Source organism: Bradyrhizobium sp. USDA 3262, from assembly GCF_054060035.1.
Window position 1 is genome coordinate 2238496 of the sequence record NZ_JBSSCT010000001.1, and the last position, 16445, is coordinate 2254940.

Genomic DNA, 16445 nt, shown 5'->3' on the forward strand with positions numbered 1-16445 from the left:
AGTCTGTTCCCCTTGGTCTTCTCCGCAACTCAAAGCGTGCTTGGGCTGGCATCGGGCATGCTGGTCGGCTTTTCGCTGGGCCTGGTCGGCGGCGGCGGCTCGATCCTTGCCGTGCCGCTGATGGTCTATGTGGTCGGCGTGCCGGAGCCGCATGTCGCGATCGGCACCTCGGCGATCGCGGTCGCTGCCAACGCCGCGGTCAATCTCTCCAACCACGCCCGCGGCGGCACCGTGATCTGGTCCTGCGCGCTGGTGTTCGCGCTGTCGGGCATGCTGGGCGCGTTCGGCGGCTCGATCCTCGGCAAGATGCTGGAGGGGCAGAAGCTGCTCGCGCTGTTCTCGCTGGTGATGCTGGTCATCGCGGGCCTGATGCTGAAGAACCGCGCGCGGGTCGGGCTGACCGACGTCAAGATCTCGATGTCCAACATGCCCGCGATCATCGGCCTCGGGCTTGCCACCGGAACCATGTCCGGCTTCTTCGGCATCGGCGGCGGCTTCCTGATCGTGCCGGCGTTGATGCTGGCGACCGGGATGCCGATCATGAACGCCGTGAGTTCCTCGCTGGTCGCCGTCACCGCCTTCGGCATGACCACGGCCCTGAGCTATGCGTGGTCCGGGCTGGTGTCGTGGGGCCTGGCGGGGCTATTCGTCGCCGGCGGTGTCGCGGGCGGCCTGCTCGGCACGAGCAGCGCCCGCCACCTGTCGGAACGGCGCGGCGCGCTTAATATCGTGTTTGCGACTGTGATTATCGTGGTGGCGATCTATATGCTGCTGCGTAACATCAATGTGTCCTGAACGTAGAAGGGCGAAGTGCCCTTACGAAAGCCAGCCATGAATCAACTGACGAAATCGCCCCTGATCAACGCCGGTGCCACTCGCCGAGGCGCGCTCGGCCTGATCGGTGCCGGCATCGCACTCATGGCCGCGGGCGCCGCGCGCGCCGAGGACGACAATGTCCTGACCGAGGAGCAGGTGCTGCGCGATCCGGATATTCCGGTGATCGGCAATCCCAAGGGCGACATCACCATCGTCGAATGGTTCGATTACAACTGCCCGTATTGCCGCAAGCTTGCGCCGGAACTGCGCCAGGTGGTGCAGGACGACGGCAAGGTCCGCCTCGTGCTGAAGGATTGGCCGATCCTCGGGCCGGTCTCCAAGGTCGCGGCGCGGATGGCGCTGGCGGCGAAGTACCAGGACAAGTTCGACGTCGCGCATGAGGCGATGATCTCGGTCAATTCGCGCATCACCGAGCCGCGCATCGCCGAATTGCTCTCGGGCGCCGGCCTCGACATGGATCGCCTGAAGAAGGATCACGACGCCAACGCCAAGACGATCGGCGCGATCCTTTCGCGCAACAACGAGCAGGCACTGGCATTCGGCTTCAACGGCACGCCGTCGTTTATCGTCGGCAAGTACCGCGTGCCGGGCGTGCTCAGCATGGATCAGTTCGAGCAGGTGATCGCCGACGCCCGCAAGGCCAATATGGGTCGCAAGACCGAGCAGAATTGATCGCGCTTCCTGCGACGAAAATGGCCTCTCCGGCGTCGGAGAGGCCATCTGCTTTTGTGTCGGCTTGAAAGCAATCGTTACTTCGCCGCGATCTTGTCCCACTGCTCGCGGGTGCGCGTCTTCAGCAGGTTCCAGTCATGCGCCGCGACGTCCCAATTGACGATGGTGCGCGTGTCCTGCGCCACCTCGCCATTGGCGACGCTCGACGTCCGCATCGAGTCATAGACATAAACGCCGCATATCAGCAGCAGCGCGCCCAAAATCATGCCGAAAAAGGTCCGCATCGCTTAATCCCTCCGGTGTCGGAAGCATAACGTTGTGGGGCTCGGTGTGGTTCCGGCGATCGATCAGCTGCGCACGAACGCCCGCATCACGTAATCGATGAATACGCGCACGCGCGGCGAGAGCTGCCGGTTGCGCGGATAGAGCAGGTTTACCGGCACCGATGGCGGCGGATATTGCTGCAGCACCGCGACTAGCGTTCCGTTTGCCAGATCGGTTTCGGCATGGAAGCGCGGCACCTGCACGAGGCCGAGGCCGAGTTTGGCGCTCGCCAGATAACTCTCGGGGCCGGTCACCGACATCGGCGCCGGCAGCGGAAATTGCTTCAGCACGCCGTCGATCACGAACTCCATCGGCCGCAGGCGTCCGGTCGTCAGTGAGCGGATGCCGATCATGCGATGGCCGTCGAGTGCGAACGGGTCGACCGGTGTGCCGAAGCGCGCAAGATAATCCGGCGTCGCGCAAGTCAGCCGCTCCAGCATCGTGACCTGCCGCGCGATCATGTCGCTGTCGGGCAGCTTGCCGAAGCGCAGCACGCAGTCGACGCCTTCGCGGATCAGATCGACCCAACGGTCGCTCTCGCTCATGTTGATCTCGATATCGGGATATTCGGCGAGGAAGCCCGGCAGGTTCGGCAGCAGGAAGTGCCGCGCTAGCGTGCCCTGCACCTCGAGCCGCAGCAGCCCCTTCGGCCGCGCGCCGCCGAAGGCGCCCTCGGCGTCCTCGAGGTCCGCGATCAGCGACAGGCAGCGACGGTAGTGCGCCTCGCCGTCGAGCGTCGGGCGCACCGTGCGCGTGGTGCGCTCGAGCAGCCGCACGCCGAGCCGCGCTTCTAGCCCCTTCACCGCGTCCGTCACCGTCGAGCGCGGCAGCCCCAGATCCTCGGCGGCGAGCGAAAAGCTGCGCCGCTCGACCACCCGGGTGAACACGCGCATCGCGTCGAAACGGTCCATCTATTATCCGGAAATAACGAATAGTGATGTCGGATGATGCATGATTATCCGGAAGATGCCAAGGCATAGTGTCCTCCCATCGAACGCGGCGCGGCCGCACAACCCGATGAGGGACTAAAATGACCAACCAATCCAACAAGGTCGCCCTGGTGACGGGAGCCTCGCGCGGGATCGGCGCGGCGGTTGCCGAACGCCTCGCCAGCGACGGCTTCACCGTCGTCATCAACTACTCCGGCGAGGCCAAGCCGGCGCAGGCGGTGGCCGACAGGATCGAGGCCGCCGGCGGCCGGGCACTGACCGCGAAGGCCGATGTCAGCGATGCCAACGCGGTGCGCGGCATGTTCGACGCCGCGGAAGCCGCCTTCGGCGGCGTCGACGTGCTGGTCAACAATGCCGGCATCATGAAACTCGGCAAGATCGCCGACAGCGACGATGCCGCGTTCGACCAGCAGGTCGCGGTCAACCTGAAGGGCAGCTTCAACACCATGCGCGAGGCGGCGCGCCGGCTGCGCAACGGCGGACGCATCGTCAACTTCTCGACCAGCGTCGTCGGCACCAGGCTCGAGACCTACGGCATCTATGTCGCGACCAAGGCCGCGATCGAGTCGTTGACCGCGATCCTGTCGAAGGAATTGCGGGGCCGCGGCATCACGGTGAATGCGGTCGCGCCCGGGCCGACCGCGACCGATCTGTTCCTGCACGGCAAGTCGGACGAGCTGATCGACCGCTTCGCCAAGATGGTCCCGCTGGAGCGGCTCGGCACGCCCGACGACATCGCCTCTGTCGTGTCGTTCCTCGCCGGCCCCGACGGCTCCTGGATCAACGGCCAGACGCTGCGCGCCAATGGCGGCCTGGTCTGACGTCTTCACATCTCCAACCCAACGCGCACTCAACCGACTTCACCAGGATATTTGTCATGAAACAGGTCATCGTCATCACCGGCGCCTCGAGCGGCTTCGGCCGCCTCGCCGCCAACGCGCTCGCCAGGGCCGGCCACACCGTCTACGCCTCGATGCGCCAAACCACCGGCCGCAACGCCGCCGCGGTCGCCGATATCGAGGAGTTCGCGCGCGACAACAAGGTCGACCTGCGCTCGCTCGAGCTCGATGTCGGCTCGCAGGCGTCGGTCGATGCGGCGATTGCGCAGATCGTCGCCGAGGAGGGCCGCCTCGACGTCGTGATGCACAATGCCGGCCACATGGTGTTCGGTCCGGCGGAGGCGTTCACGCCCGAGCAGCTTGCCGAGCTCTACGACGTCAACGTGCTCTCGACCCAGCGCGTCAATCGCGCGGCGCTGCCGCAGCTGCGCAAGCAGGGCAGGGGTCTCGTGGTCTGGGTGTCGAGCAGCTCTTCGGCCGGCGGCACGCCGCCCTATCTCGCGCCGTATTTCGCGGCCAAGGCCGGCATGGATGCGATGGCCGTGGTCTATGCCCGCGAGCTGTCGCGCTGGGGCATCGAGACCTCGATCATCGTGCCCGGCGCCTTCACCGGCGGCACCAACCACTTTGCGCATTCCGGCCGTCCCGCCGACGAGGCCCGCGTCGCCGAATACGAGGCCGGTCCCTATGCCGGCTTCGGCGAGGAGATCATGAAGGCGTTCGCGGCGATCGTGCCCGAGGATGCCGACGCCTCGTCGGTCGCGGACGCGATCGTGAAGGTGGTCGACACACCGTTCGGCAAGCGACCGTTCCGCGTCCACATCGATCCGACCCAGGATGGTGCCGAAGTCGCATTCGGCGTGATCGACCGCGTCCGCAGCGAGATGCTGCACCGGGTCGGCTTCTCCGACCTGCTCAAGCCGCGAGTGAACGGGTAGTCTGGCAGGCGTTACATTCGCGACAGGGCTGCACGCGCCGTCCATCACCGTCATCCTGAGGTGCGAGCGGAGCGAGCCTCGAAGGATGCACGGCCCCGATGCAACGGCGTGGCCGCAGCCGGGCCCGTTGACCCTTCGAGACGCGCTTCGCGCTCCTCAGGGTGACGGGAATAGAGCTACGCAACGCAGCTACAAGCCGGCGGCGCATCAGACGCCGTCGGCCCGCTCACCATTCAGCCACTGCATGATCTCCGCATTGATCTCGCGCGGATAGGTGTGGCTGAGATCGTCGATCTCGCGGTAGGTCACCTTGGCGCCGGCGGCCGCTAGCAGGCCTTGCGTCTGCCGCGCGGTCTGCACCGGAAACATCCAGTCGAGCCGGCCATGGGTGATGAAGATCGGCAAGCCGCGCAGCCGCTCCGCGTCGGCCATCTCCGCCATCAGCGGATGGAAGGTCGCCGCAACGGGCGCCAGATGCGTGAAGCGCGAGGCGCCGTCGAGCCCGCTCACATAGCTGAAGGTGCCGCCGTCGCTCATGCCGGTCAGCAGTAGGCGCGTCTCGTCGATCTTCCAGCGCGCACGCACCTGGTCGAGGATGCGGTTGAGGTTCGGCGTGTCGGTGTCCTCGCCCATCAGTGCCCAGGTCTGGCCGGTCGCGGTCGGCGCCACCAGGATGGCGCCGCGGCTGCGCGCATCGCGCAGCCAGCTCCACAAGAAGCCGCGGCCGTTGCCGCTGCCGCCATGCAGCGCCATCACCAGCGGCCAGGCGCGATCGGGCGTGTAGTATTCCGGCACATACATCGAGAAGCCGCCGCGGCTGCCCGGCTCGTTGCGCTCGTGGAAGATGCCGGTGTCGGCGTTGGGCTTGGCGGCGAGCTTCGCCTGCAGCGCGGTATCCTCGCGCAGATCGGGCGCGAGGAAGAAACCGCTGACCGGCGGCAGCTCGGTCAAGGGATAGAGCGCCTCCTGCGCCCGCGGCAGATAGCGCAGCGCGCGGAACACGCTGACCAGATCGCCTTCGCCGTTCTGCACCGCGCGCAGTCCCGCATAGCCTGACAGCGCCGGTTCGATCGCGGCTTCCAGCGCGGTCTTGATGTGCGCGAATTTCTCCGGCCAATCGGCAAGCCGCGGCCGCACCGCCTGCAAGGCCTCCTCCGGTTCACCCGCGATCTGCATCACCCGATCGAAATCCGGCGGGTTGAGGTTACGCGCGACGAAGGACAGTGACTCCAGCGTCTGCAGCAGCGGCGGCAGCACGGCCACGATGTCGTCAACCACCGCCTCGCTCATCGCTGCTGTCCTTCCTTGTTGTTAGATCAGCGCTGTAGCCGCGCAAGACCTGCGCCCCCTCTCCCGCTTGCGAGGGCTTTGCGCAATCGGGCGTGCGCGGGTGCAGGCCAGTGTCAGGCATTTTTTTGCGTGGCTTCTGGGGGCGCGCGGGAGTGGACAGCTTCGTTTGGGCGGCCGATTGACGGCATTGCGGAGCGGCGGTCACAGCGCAACACCCGTTGGACGCAGCATTGCCCATCGTTTGAGGTTCATGGCGAGGCAGAGAAGATGCAGATGGGTCTGATTGCGTGCCAAGCCCAGATAGCGAGCGCGCGCCCAGCCATAGACGCCCTTGAGGCGCGCGAAGACCTGCTCGACCGGGGCGCGGCGCCGTCCCACGGCGTCGTTGAAGCGCTTCTGACGCGCGGTCAGGGGATGATGCTTGTTGGGCCGGAACATCAGCCGCGGCTTGATGCCCCGGGCCGCGAGGAGGGCGCGGCGCTCGTGCTTGTCATAGGCCTGGTCGGCGTAGACCGCCTTCTCGTCGCCGCAGATCAACTCGTCGGCCGGCACCGTGTCGTTGACCGCGGCGTCGGTCAGCTTGCTGCGACGGATGATCGCCGAGCCCTGGTCGACGCCGACATGCGCCTTGTAGCCGAAGTACCGCTTGCCACCCTTCTTGGTCCATCGCGCATCCGCATCCCGCTCGCTGTTGACCAGCTTGCTCGGCGCACGCCCGTCCGGGCCGAGCGGCAGCGGGTCTTTCGGCGGCTTCGGCGGCTTCACCGCCGCCGGGATCAGGCTCGCATCGATCAATGTGCCCCGGCGCAGCACCAGCCCGCGCGCGTCGATCTGGCGCAGGATCTCGCCGAACAGCCTCTCCTCCAGATCGGCCTGCTGCAAAGCTTCGCGGAAGCGCCAGATCGTCGTGTGGTCGGGCGTCTCGTCACCGAGCACAAAGCCGCAGAATTCGCGGAACGAGGCCCGATCATCGAGCGCCTCCTCCAGCTCCGGATCAGACAACCCATACCATTGCTGCAACAGCAACGCCTTGAACATCACCAGCCGTGGATAGGGCGGCGCTCCACGCTCCGGTTCAGCAAGGCTGCGCAGCACGCACTCCACAGCCGCCCAATCGACCAGCTCGCAAATCCGCCTCAGCACCGAACTCCCTTTCCCCCGCCGCGACACCAGCGCATCTGCGAAGCTCGCTTGACCAACCTGCCGATACGCCATCCCCGCCTCCCCCTTCAGATCGGTCTTAGAGGCTGACCGGAAATTAAAGTTGGGTGATTTCAGCAGGTTGTGATTCTTCGAGGTGTTCGAAGCCATCGGAGAAGCAGATGACCTGGACCGAAATCACCCGCTGTCAGCATGACAGACGAGCGCTGCGCTATGCAAGCGATTGTACGGATGCGGAATGGGCCTTGATCGAGCTGTTGATGCCAGGGCGGAGCAAGGTGGGTCGACCGCGCAAGACCTGCATGCGATCGGTATGGGATGCGATCCAGTACATTGCGACGACGGGATGCCAATGGGCGCTTTTGCCGAAGGATTTTCCTCCCTTTACGACGGTCCAGTACTATTTTTATGGCCTGCGCGACAGCGGGGTGTTGGACTTGATCAATGACGCCTTGGTTGAAATCGCGCGCAGGCTTGCTGGACGGGAGCCGCAACCAACGGCGGCGATCATCGACAGTCAATCGGTCAAGACGACCGAGAGCGGTGGGCCGCGCGGCTTTGATGCGGGCAAGAAGATCAAAGGTCGCAAGCGTCATATCGTCACCGACACACAAGGAAATTTGCTGAGCGCCATCGTGCACCCGGCCAATGTTCAGGATCGGGACGGTGCGCCGACCGTCGTCACTTTGGCGTGTGCGAGCTACCCGACTATTGCGCACTTGTTTGCTGACGGCGGCTACGCCGGCGAAAAGCTTGAGAACGCGCTCCGGAGAATCGACGGGCCCACTATTCAAATTGTCAAACGCCCGGATGAGGCAAAAGGCTTCGTTGTTGTTGCCCGACGCTGGGTCGTCGAACGAACGTTGGCATGGCTTAACCGCTGCCGACGTCTTGCCAAGGATTGGGAGGCCTCCGTCACCTCGGCTGAAGCATGGCTCCTTATTGCGTCAACTCGACAACTGGTCCGCCGCATCGCCAGATCGGCCAACGTCAAGTCATGAATTTTGAGTCAGACTCTTAGAGAATCGCAGATTCCCCTTTGCGCAAAGCCCTCGCTTGCGGGGGAGGCATAGGCGGCCTTCGGCCGCCGTTCCCACGAAGAACGCCGATGCAAAGCATCGGCTATCGGTGGGGGTGTTGCTACGAGCGATAACCTTCGAGTGGGGAGAACCCCCACCCGGATTGCATCTTCGATGCGATCCGACCTCCCCCGCAAGCGGGAGAGGTGAAGAGGGAGTGATCCATCGAGAATTCATCGCACCTCAATGCAGCCGCGGCGCCTTCAACAGCTTTATGCGGTCGATCGAGGTCAGCGTGACGTCGAAGGTGACGCCCTCGTGATAGATGGTCAGCGGCACGTCGACGCCGGCCGCGCCGAGCGACCAGAGCTTGCGGTAGAAGCCGGCCTGGCTCGTCACCTTGTCGCCGTCGACCGCGAGGATCACGTCGCCGGTCTTCAGTTCGGCGCGCGCCGCCGGTCCCTTGCTGGCGACGCCGACCACCACGAGGCGGTTGTCGATCTCGGTCGTGAACATGCCGAGCCACGGCCGCGCCGGCTTGTCGACCCGGCCGAACTTGCGCAAATCGTCCAGCACCGGATTGAGCAGATCGATCGGCACGATCATGTTGACATGCTCGGCGTGGCCCGAGCGCTCGCGTTCGAGCTGCAGCGAGCCGATGCCGATCAGCTCGCCGGCATTGTTGATCAGTCCGGTGCCGCCCCAGTTCGGATGCGACGGAGAGGTGAAGATCGCCTCGTCCAGCAGATACTCCCAGTAGCCGGCGAATTCCTGCTTCGCCGCGATCTGGCTTGCGACCGAGCGCGTGCGGCCGCCGGCGCCGCCGAGCACCACATTGTCGCCGACCTGCGTCGCCGCCGACGAGCCGATCCGCAGCGGTTCGAGATCGAGCCGGCCGAGCGCCTGCACCAGGCCGAAGCCGGATTCGAAATCGAAGCCGAGCGCGTGGCCCTCGACCGCGCGGCCGTCGCCGAGATGCAGCCACACCGTGGCGGCTTCGGTGATCAGATAGCCGATCGTCAGCACCAGCCCGTCGTCGATCAGGACGCCATTGCCGGCGCGCTCGGTGCCGAGCGTCTCGGCGCTGAAAGCATCCGGCGGAATGATCGAATGCAGCCCGACCACACTCATCAGCGCGCGATCGAGATCGTAGCGGTAATCTTCGGGGCGAGGCTGAAAGGCCGCGGGCACTTTCCATTCGGTCGTGGAGGGCATCAAGGGATCTCCTGGCGTGCAGGGCGCTGGAACCTCAAGGTAGACCGAGGTTCTGCCGGCAGGGAAGATGGAATGATATACCTTGCAGGGCCGCCTGCACAGCTCATGTGGCGTGCAGACCTGCCCCTCGCAAGATAATTGAACCTATTCGGTTTTTGCCGCACGCGCCGGCATGATGCGGAAGGCACGGTTGTCCTTGATCCACGCGGCGCGCTCGTCGCGCAGCATGGTGCGGCGAACCTTTCCGGAATCGTCGCGCGGCGCGGTGCCGACGCGCTCGAAACTTTCCGGATGCTTGTAGCGGCTGAGCCGGTCCTTCAGGAAATCGCCCATGCCGTCGGCGATCGCTTGCGCATCGGCGCTGTCGGCGAGCTCGAGGATCGCGTGCACACGCTGGCCGAATTCCGGATCGGGCAGTCCGACCACGACGCAGGAGCGCACCTCGGGATGCTCGCTGACCGCGGCCTCGACCTCGGCCGGATAGATGTTGGCGCCGCCGCGCAGCACCATGTCGGCGAGCCGGTCGCCGAGATAGAGATAGCCTTCTTCATCGAGCCGGCCGATATCGCCGAGCGACTCCCAGCCGTCCGGCCGCCGCTTCGGCGTTGCGCCGAGATAGTGATAGGTCGAGCCGGCGCCGTCATTGGGCAGGAAATAGATTTCGCCGGTCTCGCCGGGCGCGACGTCGTTGCCGTCCTCGCCGATGATGCGCAGCTTTGCGGTCTCGCCGATCTTGCCGACCGAGCCCTTGTGCGCCATCCATTCGGTGCCCGAGATCACGCAGGCGCCCTGCCGCTCGGTGCCGCCATAGAGCTCCCAGATCCGCTCGGGGCCGAGCCATTCGATCCATTTCTCCTTCAGCCAGGGCGGCATCGGAGCTGCCATGTGAAACACGATGTTCAGGCTGGAGACGTCGTAGCGGCTGCGCACCTCCTCTGGCAGCGCCCAGATCCGGTGCATCATGGTCGGCACGAAATTCACCCATTGCACGCGCTCGCGCTCGATCAGCCGCAGCGTCTCCTCGGCGTCGAACTTCACCATGCCGGTGACCCTTCCGCCCCCGAACAGCGCAAAGTGCGAGAGGATGAATGGCGCATTATGATAGAGCGGCCCTGGATTGAGCAGCGAGGTGTCGCGCGCAATGCCAAGCGTGGCCTCGGCCGTGGTTTCGATCACCGCGGGGTTGTGATCGAGGATCACCTTCGGCCGTCCGGTCGAGCCTCCGCTCGTCATCGCCTTCCAGTAGCGCGCGACCGGCGCATCGAGCGGCTCCTCGGAGAAGCCGTCCGGCACGAAATTCACCGGTAGCGAATTCGGCGCATTCCAGTCGGCCTCGCCGCCGACCACCAGCGACGGTTTCAGAATCTCGAGCACCGCAGCGGCCTCGCCGCGCGGCAGCCGCCATGACAGCGAGGTCGGCGTCGCGCCGCACTTCCACACCGCGAAGGTCGTCTCGAAGAACGCGTTGCTGTTGGGCAGCCCGATCGCGACGAAGTCGCCGGGCTTGACGCCCTTGGCCGCGAAGGCGCGCGCCCGTGCATTGGCGCGACGCTCGAGCTCGAGCCAGGTCAACGCATCCGCGCCATGACTAATGGCTATCGCATCCGTGGGCTTGCGTTCGGCATACCAGCGCGGCACGTCGGCGAGGGGGATCAGCATGGGTCGTTTCCGTCGGAAAAGGCGGCTTGAAGCGCTCTTGTTGCAGGGATGTGGTCAACGCCACGGCCGCCACTTGACCAAGAGTGCAGTCTCCGTGTCAAGCCGGCGGCTGCGCATATGGCCGGTATCCCGCTGATGGAATTGCGGAATCCCTGTTCGCTAAAAGCCGGGTCAAGATTCCGGTAAAGTTCAAGCGATCGCGCTAAGCCGGGCTTTACGGGGGGCCGGCATTGTGGCCGTTGCGGTTCTGTGCCGGACGCGTCGATCGACGTGCGCGGTGTGCAATGTCTTTCGGTGTGCAATGTCTTTCAATGACCAATGGCTTCAAGGACGGCGACGATGGCGAGCAATGGAGCACGGATCAAGGTCAGTCGCGAGCCGCGGCGCCAGCTCAACAATCGTGCGGCGTGGATCACGATCGATGATGGCGCGGCCGAGCGCGAATGCGCCGTGATCGACATCTCGCCCGGCGGCGCCAAGATCACGACCGAGGTCGAGTTCGAGGTGAAGGACCGCCTCGCGCTGACGCTGCTCGCCGATCACGCCAAGCGCTACCCTTGCGAGGTGGTCTGGCGTCGCGGCAAGACCTACGGGCTCAGATTCGTGACCGCCGAAGTCGAGCCGGTTGAACCGGCCGCGGAGCCGGCCGGCGCGACCTAGCGCGGCGTTTCGTCAATCAATGTTCGAAGGGACGTCGGCGCAGACATCGCCGATCGCATCGGCTGCGCGTTCAATTGTTCACGCCAGGACGTCCCGAAAGCGTGGCTCACGTCATCGCCGCTGCGGGGTGTCGGCATTGCCGGTGGTACCGGTCGGGCCTCCCGGAAGCGCCGGTGCGGCGCTGCCGCCGCCGGTGCCGGAGGACGGTGCGACGCGCTGGCCGGACTGGGTCGGGAGCGCAGTGCCGCCGACGCCGTTCGACGGCGCGGCGCGGTCGCCTGGCCTCGGCGGCAGCGGGGTGCCGCCGGTGTTCTGCGCGAGAAGCTGGGCCGGTGCGAGGATGAGGCCGGCGGCGATGATGATGGCGAATTTGGTCTTGAGCATGCGCAGGTCCGAGATGGCGCGGTGAGGCTGGAGCATACGCACAGCCGCGACGGAGACGAGACATCCGCCAAGCCCGCGAGATTGCGATGCCAACATAACGCCAGCCGCATTTGATGCGTTCCCGAACGCCTCGCCAGGACGAAGCAAATATCCGTGTAATGAACGGTCTCCACCGATCGCGGCGACGCCTCGCCGGTGTTGCGGATCTTTCGACATGAAGTTTGGACATTCATGTCGCGAGAATGCGGATGTGTGACTCACGGACCGCGCCACACACTCAATGTCGTCCTGGCGAAAGCCAGGACCCATTACCCCAAATCTCAATTGTTGCGCGATGCTGGGGCCACGATCCCGTTCATCATCAAGTGCGGTGGCTATGGATCCTGGCTTTCGCCAGGACGACGATCGTGTGTGTGGCATCCGCACCGTCATCGCCCGGCTCGCCGCCTCGCATGCGCGGGTGACGACACCGCGCCGTTTGACATCTTGAATTGCAACCCATCCTCACCGTCGTCCTGGCGAAAGCCGGACCCATTACCCCAAATCTCAATTGTTGCGCGACGCTGGGGCCGCGATCCCGTTCATCATCAAATGCGGTGGTTATGGGTCCTGGCGTTCGCCAGGACGACGAACGGATAGTGCCGTGTGCACGCAAACACAGTCGAACGCGGCAATGACGGCTGGTTGGCCGGACGCCGTCGTCCTAGCGTTCCGTCAGCTTCAGCTCGATGCGGCGGTTGCGCTTGTAGGCGTCTTCGGTCTGTGCGGTGTCGAGCGGTTGGAATTCGGCGAAGCCTGCGGCGACCAGACGCTGCGCCGGCACGCCGAGCGAGACCAGGTACTGCACCACCGAGATCGCGCGCGCCGAGGACAATTCCCAGTTCGACTTGAACAGCGGACTGTTGATCGGCCGCACGTCGGTGTGGCCGTCGACGCGCAGCACCCAGGCGATCTCGGGTGGGATCTGCTTGTCGAGATCGATCAGCGCGCTCGCGACCGTTTCGAGCTCGGTCTTGCCCTCGGGCAGCAGCGTCGCCTGGCCGGGTGTCGAAGAACACTTCCGACTGGAACACGAAGCGGTCGCCGACGACGCGGATATCGGGACGGTTGCCGAGGATCGCACGCAGCCGGCCGAAGAATTCCGAGCGGTATTTCGACAGTTCCTGTACCCGCTGCGCCAGCGCGACATTGAGGCGCTGGCCGAGATCGGCGATGCGGTTCTGCGATTCCTTGTCGCGTTTCTCGGAGGCGTCGAGCGCCTCTTCGAGCGCGGCGAGCTGGCGGCGCAGCGCGCTGATCTGCTGGTTCAGCAGCTCGATCTGCGCCAGCGCGCGCGACGATACGGCCTTCTCGGACTCCAGCGCCTTGTTGAGCTCGTTGGCGCGGCCCTGCGCGTCGCTGCCGGAACTCGCGAGCCCCTCATAGAGCCCCTTCATGCGGTCGCGCTCGCCTTCCGCGGAAGCGAGGCCGGCGCGCAGCTGCGCCACCTGGTCGTCGAGCGTCAGCTTGGAGAGCTTCTCCAGCGACAACAGGTCGTTGAGCTGGGCGATCTTGGCGGTGAGCTGTTCCAGCGCCTTGTCCTTGCCGGTGACCTCCTGCGACAGGAAGAATTGCACGACGAGGAACACCGACAGCAGGAACACGATCGACAGCACCAGCGTCGACAATGCGTCGACAAAGCCGGGCCAGTAGTTGAAGCCGGATTCGCTGCGGCGCGAGCGGGCGAGGGCCATGGGTTTCTCCTTGGGCTTGCTCCCCGGCTAGCTCTTCTCGGGCTGGCGGGCGAGGCGTTCCAGCAGCCGCTTGATCTCGCGGTTCTGCTCGCCCTGGCCGTCGGCCCATTCCCGGATCATCTGCTGCTCGGTGCGCATATGCGCAACCAGCCCCTGGATCGCCTCGGCAAGATTGGCCATCGCGGCCGTGGTGCTGCGGCCGCCGCCGCCTTCCTCAAGCGCGGTGCGGAGCCGGTCGATCGCGCCCTGCATGTTACCGGAAACGCCGGCTTCATCGCCGGAAATGCCGCGCACGGTGCCGGCGAGCCAGTCCTCAAGGTCGGTGTAGAAGCGGTTCTGGGCCTGGCTCGACTGCAGGTCGAGGAAGCCGAGGATCAGCGAGCCGGCGAGGCCGAACAGCGAGGACGAGAACGAGATGCCCATGCCGCCGAGCGGCGCGGCGAGGCCCTCCTTCAGCGTATCGAACAGCGCGCCGGAGTCGCCGCCGACCTTGAGCCCGTCGATCACCTTGCCGACCGAGCCCACCGTCTCGATCAGGCCCCAGAACGTGCCGAGCAGGCCGAGGAACACCAACAGGCCGGTCATGTAGCGCGAGATGTCGCGGGCTTCATCGAGGCGGGTTGCGATCGAATCGAGCAGATGTCGCATGGTCTGCTGCGAGATCGACATCCGCCCCGAGCGTTCGCCGCCGAGGATCGCGGCCATCGGGGCAAGCAGCGTCGGGCGGCGCTCGATCGCAAGGCCGGGATCGGCGATGCGGAAATTGTTGACCCAGGCGACCTCGGGATAGAGCCGGATCACCTGGCGGAACGCCAGGATGATGCCGATCAGCAGCACCGCCCCGATCAGGGCGTTCAGCCCCGGATTGGCAAAGAAGGCGGTGACGATCTGCTTGTACAGCACGACCCCGACCAGGCCGCAGAGCACCAGGAACACCAGCATCCGCACCAGGAAGATCCGGGGCGAGGACAGCTTGCTCAATTCGATCTCCATGTCGGAGCGGGAAGGGGGCATTGCCGGGTCATCCGTTCGCGAAGGCCGCATCTGCAAGCAATATGGCACAGCGGCCGAGTGAGGAAAGCCGATTCCAAGGGCAGCAAACAGCACCTTGGGTTGGAATCTCGCGGGCCGTTGCCGCTTTGCACGGCTTTCCGACCGCTCGGCGCATCACCATCCACAGAGCTGAGCGTCCCACCCGTCAATCGCGAGATGAGGTCCGTTTGCACGCACCCTCGGATGAGGCGCGCGCGGCCCGCGGTGATTCGGTCCGATCGTCTCGATGTTGCGAGGTGCGGCATTCTGCGCAGGCAAAATGGCGGGGTTCCCGCTCACGCAGACCTTAACGCATTCCCACAGCCTGCGATGGAACCCGCTCACAATGCGGTGACAAGGTAAAAGATGCCGCGAAATCAGGATGATAGCGTTCTGTGACATTGAGCCGCCGAAAAACGCATTGCGTCGCAGCAAGCAGATTTTATTTTCATCGCAGCAACACGAGCGGTGTCGCCGTGACACCGCCGTTCGTTTGTTCAAACCTTTCAGGGGCGATTATCTCAATGTCTGGACTTCGCGCGCAATCGGCATGCATTGCATTGATGCTGGCCGTGACGGCGCCACTGCTTGCAGGCTGCGACGAGCCGAACACCGCAACCGCCGCCGTACAAGCACCCGAGCCGGACGTCAGTGTCGTCACCGTGAAGCCGCAGGCGCGCGCGATGCTGCGCGAGCTGCCGGGCCGCATCGCGCCGACCCGCGTTTCCGAGGTCCGCCCGCGCGTTTCGGGCATCGTCGTCAACCGCATGTTCCATCAGGGCAGCGAGGTGAAGGTCGGCGATCCCTTGTACCAGATCGATCCGCGCCCGTTCGAAGTCGAATTGCAGTCGACCGAGGCGGCGCTGGCGCGCGCCAAGGCCGTGCTCGAACAGGCCGCGCTGCAGGCCCGCCGTATCGCCACCTTGACCAGCCAGCGCGCGGCGCCGGAAGCCGAGAACGAAAAGGCGATCGCGACGCTGAAGCAGGCCGAAGCCGACGTGCAGGGCCGCGAGGCCGAAGTCGCGCGCGCCAAGCTCAATCTGGACTACGCCACGATCCGCGCGCCGATCGACGGCACCATCGGCGCTGCGCTGGTCAGCGAGGGCGCCCTCGTGGTGCAGAACGACGCCGCGAGCCTTGCGACCATCCAGCAGCTCGATCCGATCTACGCCGACTTCCAGCAGTCGGTGACCGAGATGAACCAGCTCCGCCGTGCCTTCGAGAGCGGCGATCTTGACCGCATCGCGCCCGACGCGATGAAGGTGCGCCTCGTGCTCGATGACGGCTCGATCTACCCGCTGCCGGGCAAGCTGCTGTTCTCCGACGCCAAGGTCGACGCCTATACCGGGCAGGTGACGTTGCGCGGCGAGTTCCCGAACCCGCATCGCATCCTACTGCCGGGCATGTATGTGCGCGTGCTGATCGAGCAGGGCATCGACAGCGATGCGATTGCCGTGCCGCAGCAGGCGATCCAGCGCAATGGCGGCGGCGGCAGCGAGGTGTTCGTCGTCAAGGCCGACAATCACGTCGCGGTGCAGCCGGTGCGCACCGGCTCGCTGCAGGGTGGTTCCTGGTTCGTGACCGACGGTCTGAAAGCCGGCGACAAGGTCGTCGTCGAGGGGTTCCAGAAATTCGCCGCCGGCGACAAGGTCCGGCCGCAAGCCTGGCGCGAGGTCGACGCAGCTGCAGCACCGACGGATCCGCACCAGACCGCGCACGCAGTGCGGTGATC

15 protein-coding genes and 1 pseudogene are annotated in these 16445 nt (G+C 65.4%); 7 read left to right on the forward strand and 9 right to left on the reverse strand.

Annotation, left to right across the window (positions count from 1 at the left end; all coding sequences use genetic code 11):
• Positions 1-57: 57 nt before the first annotated feature.
• On the forward strand, positions 58-795 hold the full coding sequence (locus ACVWYP_RS10360) for a sulfite exporter TauE/SafE family protein (protein ID WP_304498550.1): 738 nt from the start codon (positions 58-60) through the stop codon (positions 793-795).
• 36 nt (positions 796-831) lie between these two features.
• The gene (locus ACVWYP_RS10365; protein WP_304498551.1) at positions 832-1509 is read left to right on the forward strand and encodes a DsbA family protein; all 678 of its coding nucleotides are present in this window, start codon (positions 832-834) and stop codon (positions 1507-1509) included.
• Between the two features lie 77 nt (positions 1510-1586).
• On the opposite strand, the gene ACVWYP_RS10370 is transcribed toward ACVWYP_RS10365, so the two are convergent.
• The gene (locus tag ACVWYP_RS10370; protein ID WP_016841536.1) at positions 1587-1793 is read right to left on the reverse strand and encodes a hypothetical protein; all 207 of its coding nucleotides are present in this window, start codon (positions 1791-1793) and stop codon (positions 1587-1589) included.
• Positions 1794-1856: 63 nt separating this feature from the next.
• Positions 1857-2744, reverse strand: a complete 888-nt coding sequence (locus ACVWYP_RS10375) for a LysR family transcriptional regulator (RefSeq protein ID WP_304498552.1) — start codon at positions 2742-2744, stop codon at positions 1857-1859.
• 119 nt (positions 2745-2863) lie between these two features.
• Between ACVWYP_RS10375 and ACVWYP_RS10380 the strand changes: the two genes are divergently transcribed.
• Both ACVWYP_RS10380 and ACVWYP_RS10385 read left to right on the forward strand, forming a co-directional pair.
• Positions 2864-3604 carry an SDR family oxidoreductase gene (locus tag ACVWYP_RS10380; RefSeq protein WP_304498553.1) on the forward strand — a complete coding sequence of 247 codons (741 nt, stop codon included), beginning with the start codon at positions 2864-2866 and terminating at the stop codon, positions 3602-3604.
• Between the two features lie 56 nt (positions 3605-3660).
• On the forward strand, positions 3661-4560 hold the full coding sequence (locus ACVWYP_RS10385) for an SDR family oxidoreductase (protein ID WP_304498554.1): 900 nt from the start codon (positions 3661-3663) through the stop codon (positions 4558-4560).
• A gap of 207 nt (positions 4561-4767) precedes the next feature.
• On the opposite strand, the gene ACVWYP_RS10390 is transcribed toward ACVWYP_RS10385, so the two are convergent.
• Positions 4768-5850: a carboxylesterase family protein gene (locus ACVWYP_RS10390; RefSeq protein WP_304498555.1), complete on the reverse strand. Its 1083-nt coding sequence runs from the start codon at positions 5848-5850 to the stop codon at positions 4768-4770.
• 201 nt (positions 5851-6051) lie between these two features.
• Entirely contained in the window at positions 6052-7065 is a 1014-nt protein-coding gene (locus tag ACVWYP_RS10395) for an IS5 family transposase (RefSeq protein ID WP_259244704.1), read from the reverse strand.
• A gap of 107 nt (positions 7066-7172) precedes the next feature.
• Here ACVWYP_RS10395 and ACVWYP_RS10400 point away from each other — a divergent pair, with 107 nt between their 5' ends.
• Positions 7173-8012, forward strand: a complete 840-nt coding sequence (locus ACVWYP_RS10400) for an IS5 family transposase (protein WP_168859419.1) — start codon at positions 7173-7175, stop codon at positions 8010-8012.
• A gap of 261 nt (positions 8013-8273) precedes the next feature.
• Here the strand turns inward: ACVWYP_RS10400 and ACVWYP_RS10405 are convergent, their stop codons facing one another.
• Both ACVWYP_RS10405 and ACVWYP_RS10410 read right to left on the reverse strand, forming a co-directional pair.
• Positions 8274-9245: a S1C family serine protease gene (locus ACVWYP_RS10405; protein ID WP_028342559.1), complete on the reverse strand. Its 972-nt coding sequence runs from the start codon at positions 9243-9245 to the stop codon at positions 8274-8276.
• Between the two features lie 144 nt (positions 9246-9389).
• Positions 9390-10904, reverse strand: a complete 1515-nt coding sequence (locus tag ACVWYP_RS10410) for an AMP-binding protein (RefSeq protein WP_453945707.1) — start codon at positions 10902-10904, stop codon at positions 9390-9392.
• A 339-nt stretch (positions 10905-11243) separates the two neighbouring features.
• On the opposite strand from ACVWYP_RS10410, the gene ACVWYP_RS10415 reads away from it, so the two are divergent.
• Positions 11244-11564: a PilZ domain-containing protein gene (locus tag ACVWYP_RS10415; protein WP_304498556.1), complete on the forward strand. Its 321-nt coding sequence runs from the start codon at positions 11244-11246 to the stop codon at positions 11562-11564.
• Positions 11565-11675: 111 nt separating this feature from the next.
• Here the strand turns inward: ACVWYP_RS10415 and ACVWYP_RS10420 are convergent, their stop codons facing one another.
• From ACVWYP_RS10420 to ACVWYP_RS10430, 3 genes and pseudogenes are all read right to left on the reverse strand, one after another.
• Complete coding sequence (locus tag ACVWYP_RS10420; RefSeq protein ID WP_304498557.1) at positions 11676-11948, reverse strand: hypothetical protein; 273 nt, start codon at positions 11946-11948, stop codon at positions 11676-11678.
• Between the two features lie 703 nt (positions 11949-12651).
• A pseudogene (locus tag ACVWYP_RS10425) lies at positions 12652-13681 on the reverse strand (peptidoglycan -binding protein).
• A 27-nt stretch (positions 13682-13708) separates the two neighbouring features.
• Positions 13709-14695 carry a hypothetical protein gene (locus ACVWYP_RS10430; protein ID WP_028342555.1) on the reverse strand — a complete coding sequence of 329 codons (987 nt, stop codon included), beginning with the start codon at positions 14693-14695 and terminating at the stop codon, positions 13709-13711.
• Between the two features lie 542 nt (positions 14696-15237).
• Between ACVWYP_RS10430 and ACVWYP_RS10435 the strand changes: the two genes are divergently transcribed.
• Complete coding sequence (locus ACVWYP_RS10435) at positions 15238-16443, forward strand: efflux RND transporter periplasmic adaptor subunit (RefSeq protein WP_141341973.1); 1206 nt, start codon at positions 15238-15240, stop codon at positions 16441-16443.
• Positions 16444-16445: the final 2 nt, after the last annotated feature.

Coding starts and splice junctions, on each gene's coding strand:
- ACVWYP_RS10380 (WP_304498553.1), top strand. CDS start 2,864: ATGACCAACCAATCCAACAAGGTCGCCCTGGTGACGGGAGCCTCGCGC.
- ACVWYP_RS10430 (WP_028342555.1), bottom strand. CDS start 14,695: ATGCCCCCTTCCCGCTCCGACATGGAGATCGAATTGAGCAAGCTGTCC.
- ACVWYP_RS10420 (WP_304498557.1), bottom strand. CDS start 11,948: ATGCTCAAGACCAAATTCGCCATCATCATCGCCGCCGGCCTCATCCTC.
- ACVWYP_RS10375 (WP_304498552.1), bottom strand. CDS start 2,744: ATGGACCGTTTCGACGCGATGCGCGTGTTCACCCGGGTGGTCGAGCGG.
- ACVWYP_RS10405 (WP_028342559.1), bottom strand. CDS start 9,245: ATGCCCTCCACGACCGAATGGAAAGTGCCCGCGGCCTTTCAGCCTCGC.
- ACVWYP_RS10390 (WP_304498555.1), bottom strand. CDS start 5,850: ATGAGCGAGGCGGTGGTTGACGACATCGTGGCCGTGCTGCCGCCGCTG.
- ACVWYP_RS10360 (WP_304498550.1), top strand. CDS start 58: ATGCTGGTCGGCTTTTCGCTGGGCCTGGTCGGCGGCGGCGGCTCGATC.
- ACVWYP_RS10370 (WP_016841536.1), bottom strand. CDS start 1,793: ATGCGGACCTTTTTCGGCATGATTTTGGGCGCGCTGCTGCTGATATGC.
- ACVWYP_RS10410 (WP_453945707.1), bottom strand. CDS start 10,904: ATGCTGATCCCCCTCGCCGACGTGCCGCGCTGGTATGCCGAACGCAAG.
- ACVWYP_RS10395 (WP_259244704.1), bottom strand. CDS start 7,065: ATGGCGTATCGGCAGGTTGGTCAAGCGAGCTTCGCAGATGCGCTGGTG.
- ACVWYP_RS10365 (WP_304498551.1), top strand. CDS start 832: ATGAATCAACTGACGAAATCGCCCCTGATCAACGCCGGTGCCACTCGC.
- ACVWYP_RS10400 (WP_168859419.1), top strand. CDS start 7,173: ATGACCTGGACCGAAATCACCCGCTGTCAGCATGACAGACGAGCGCTG.
- ACVWYP_RS10415 (WP_304498556.1), top strand. CDS start 11,244: ATGGCGAGCAATGGAGCACGGATCAAGGTCAGTCGCGAGCCGCGGCGC.
- ACVWYP_RS10385 (WP_304498554.1), top strand. CDS start 3,661: ATGAAACAGGTCATCGTCATCACCGGCGCCTCGAGCGGCTTCGGCCGC.
- ACVWYP_RS10435 (WP_141341973.1), top strand. CDS start 15,238: ATGTCTGGACTTCGCGCGCAATCGGCATGCATTGCATTGATGCTGGCC.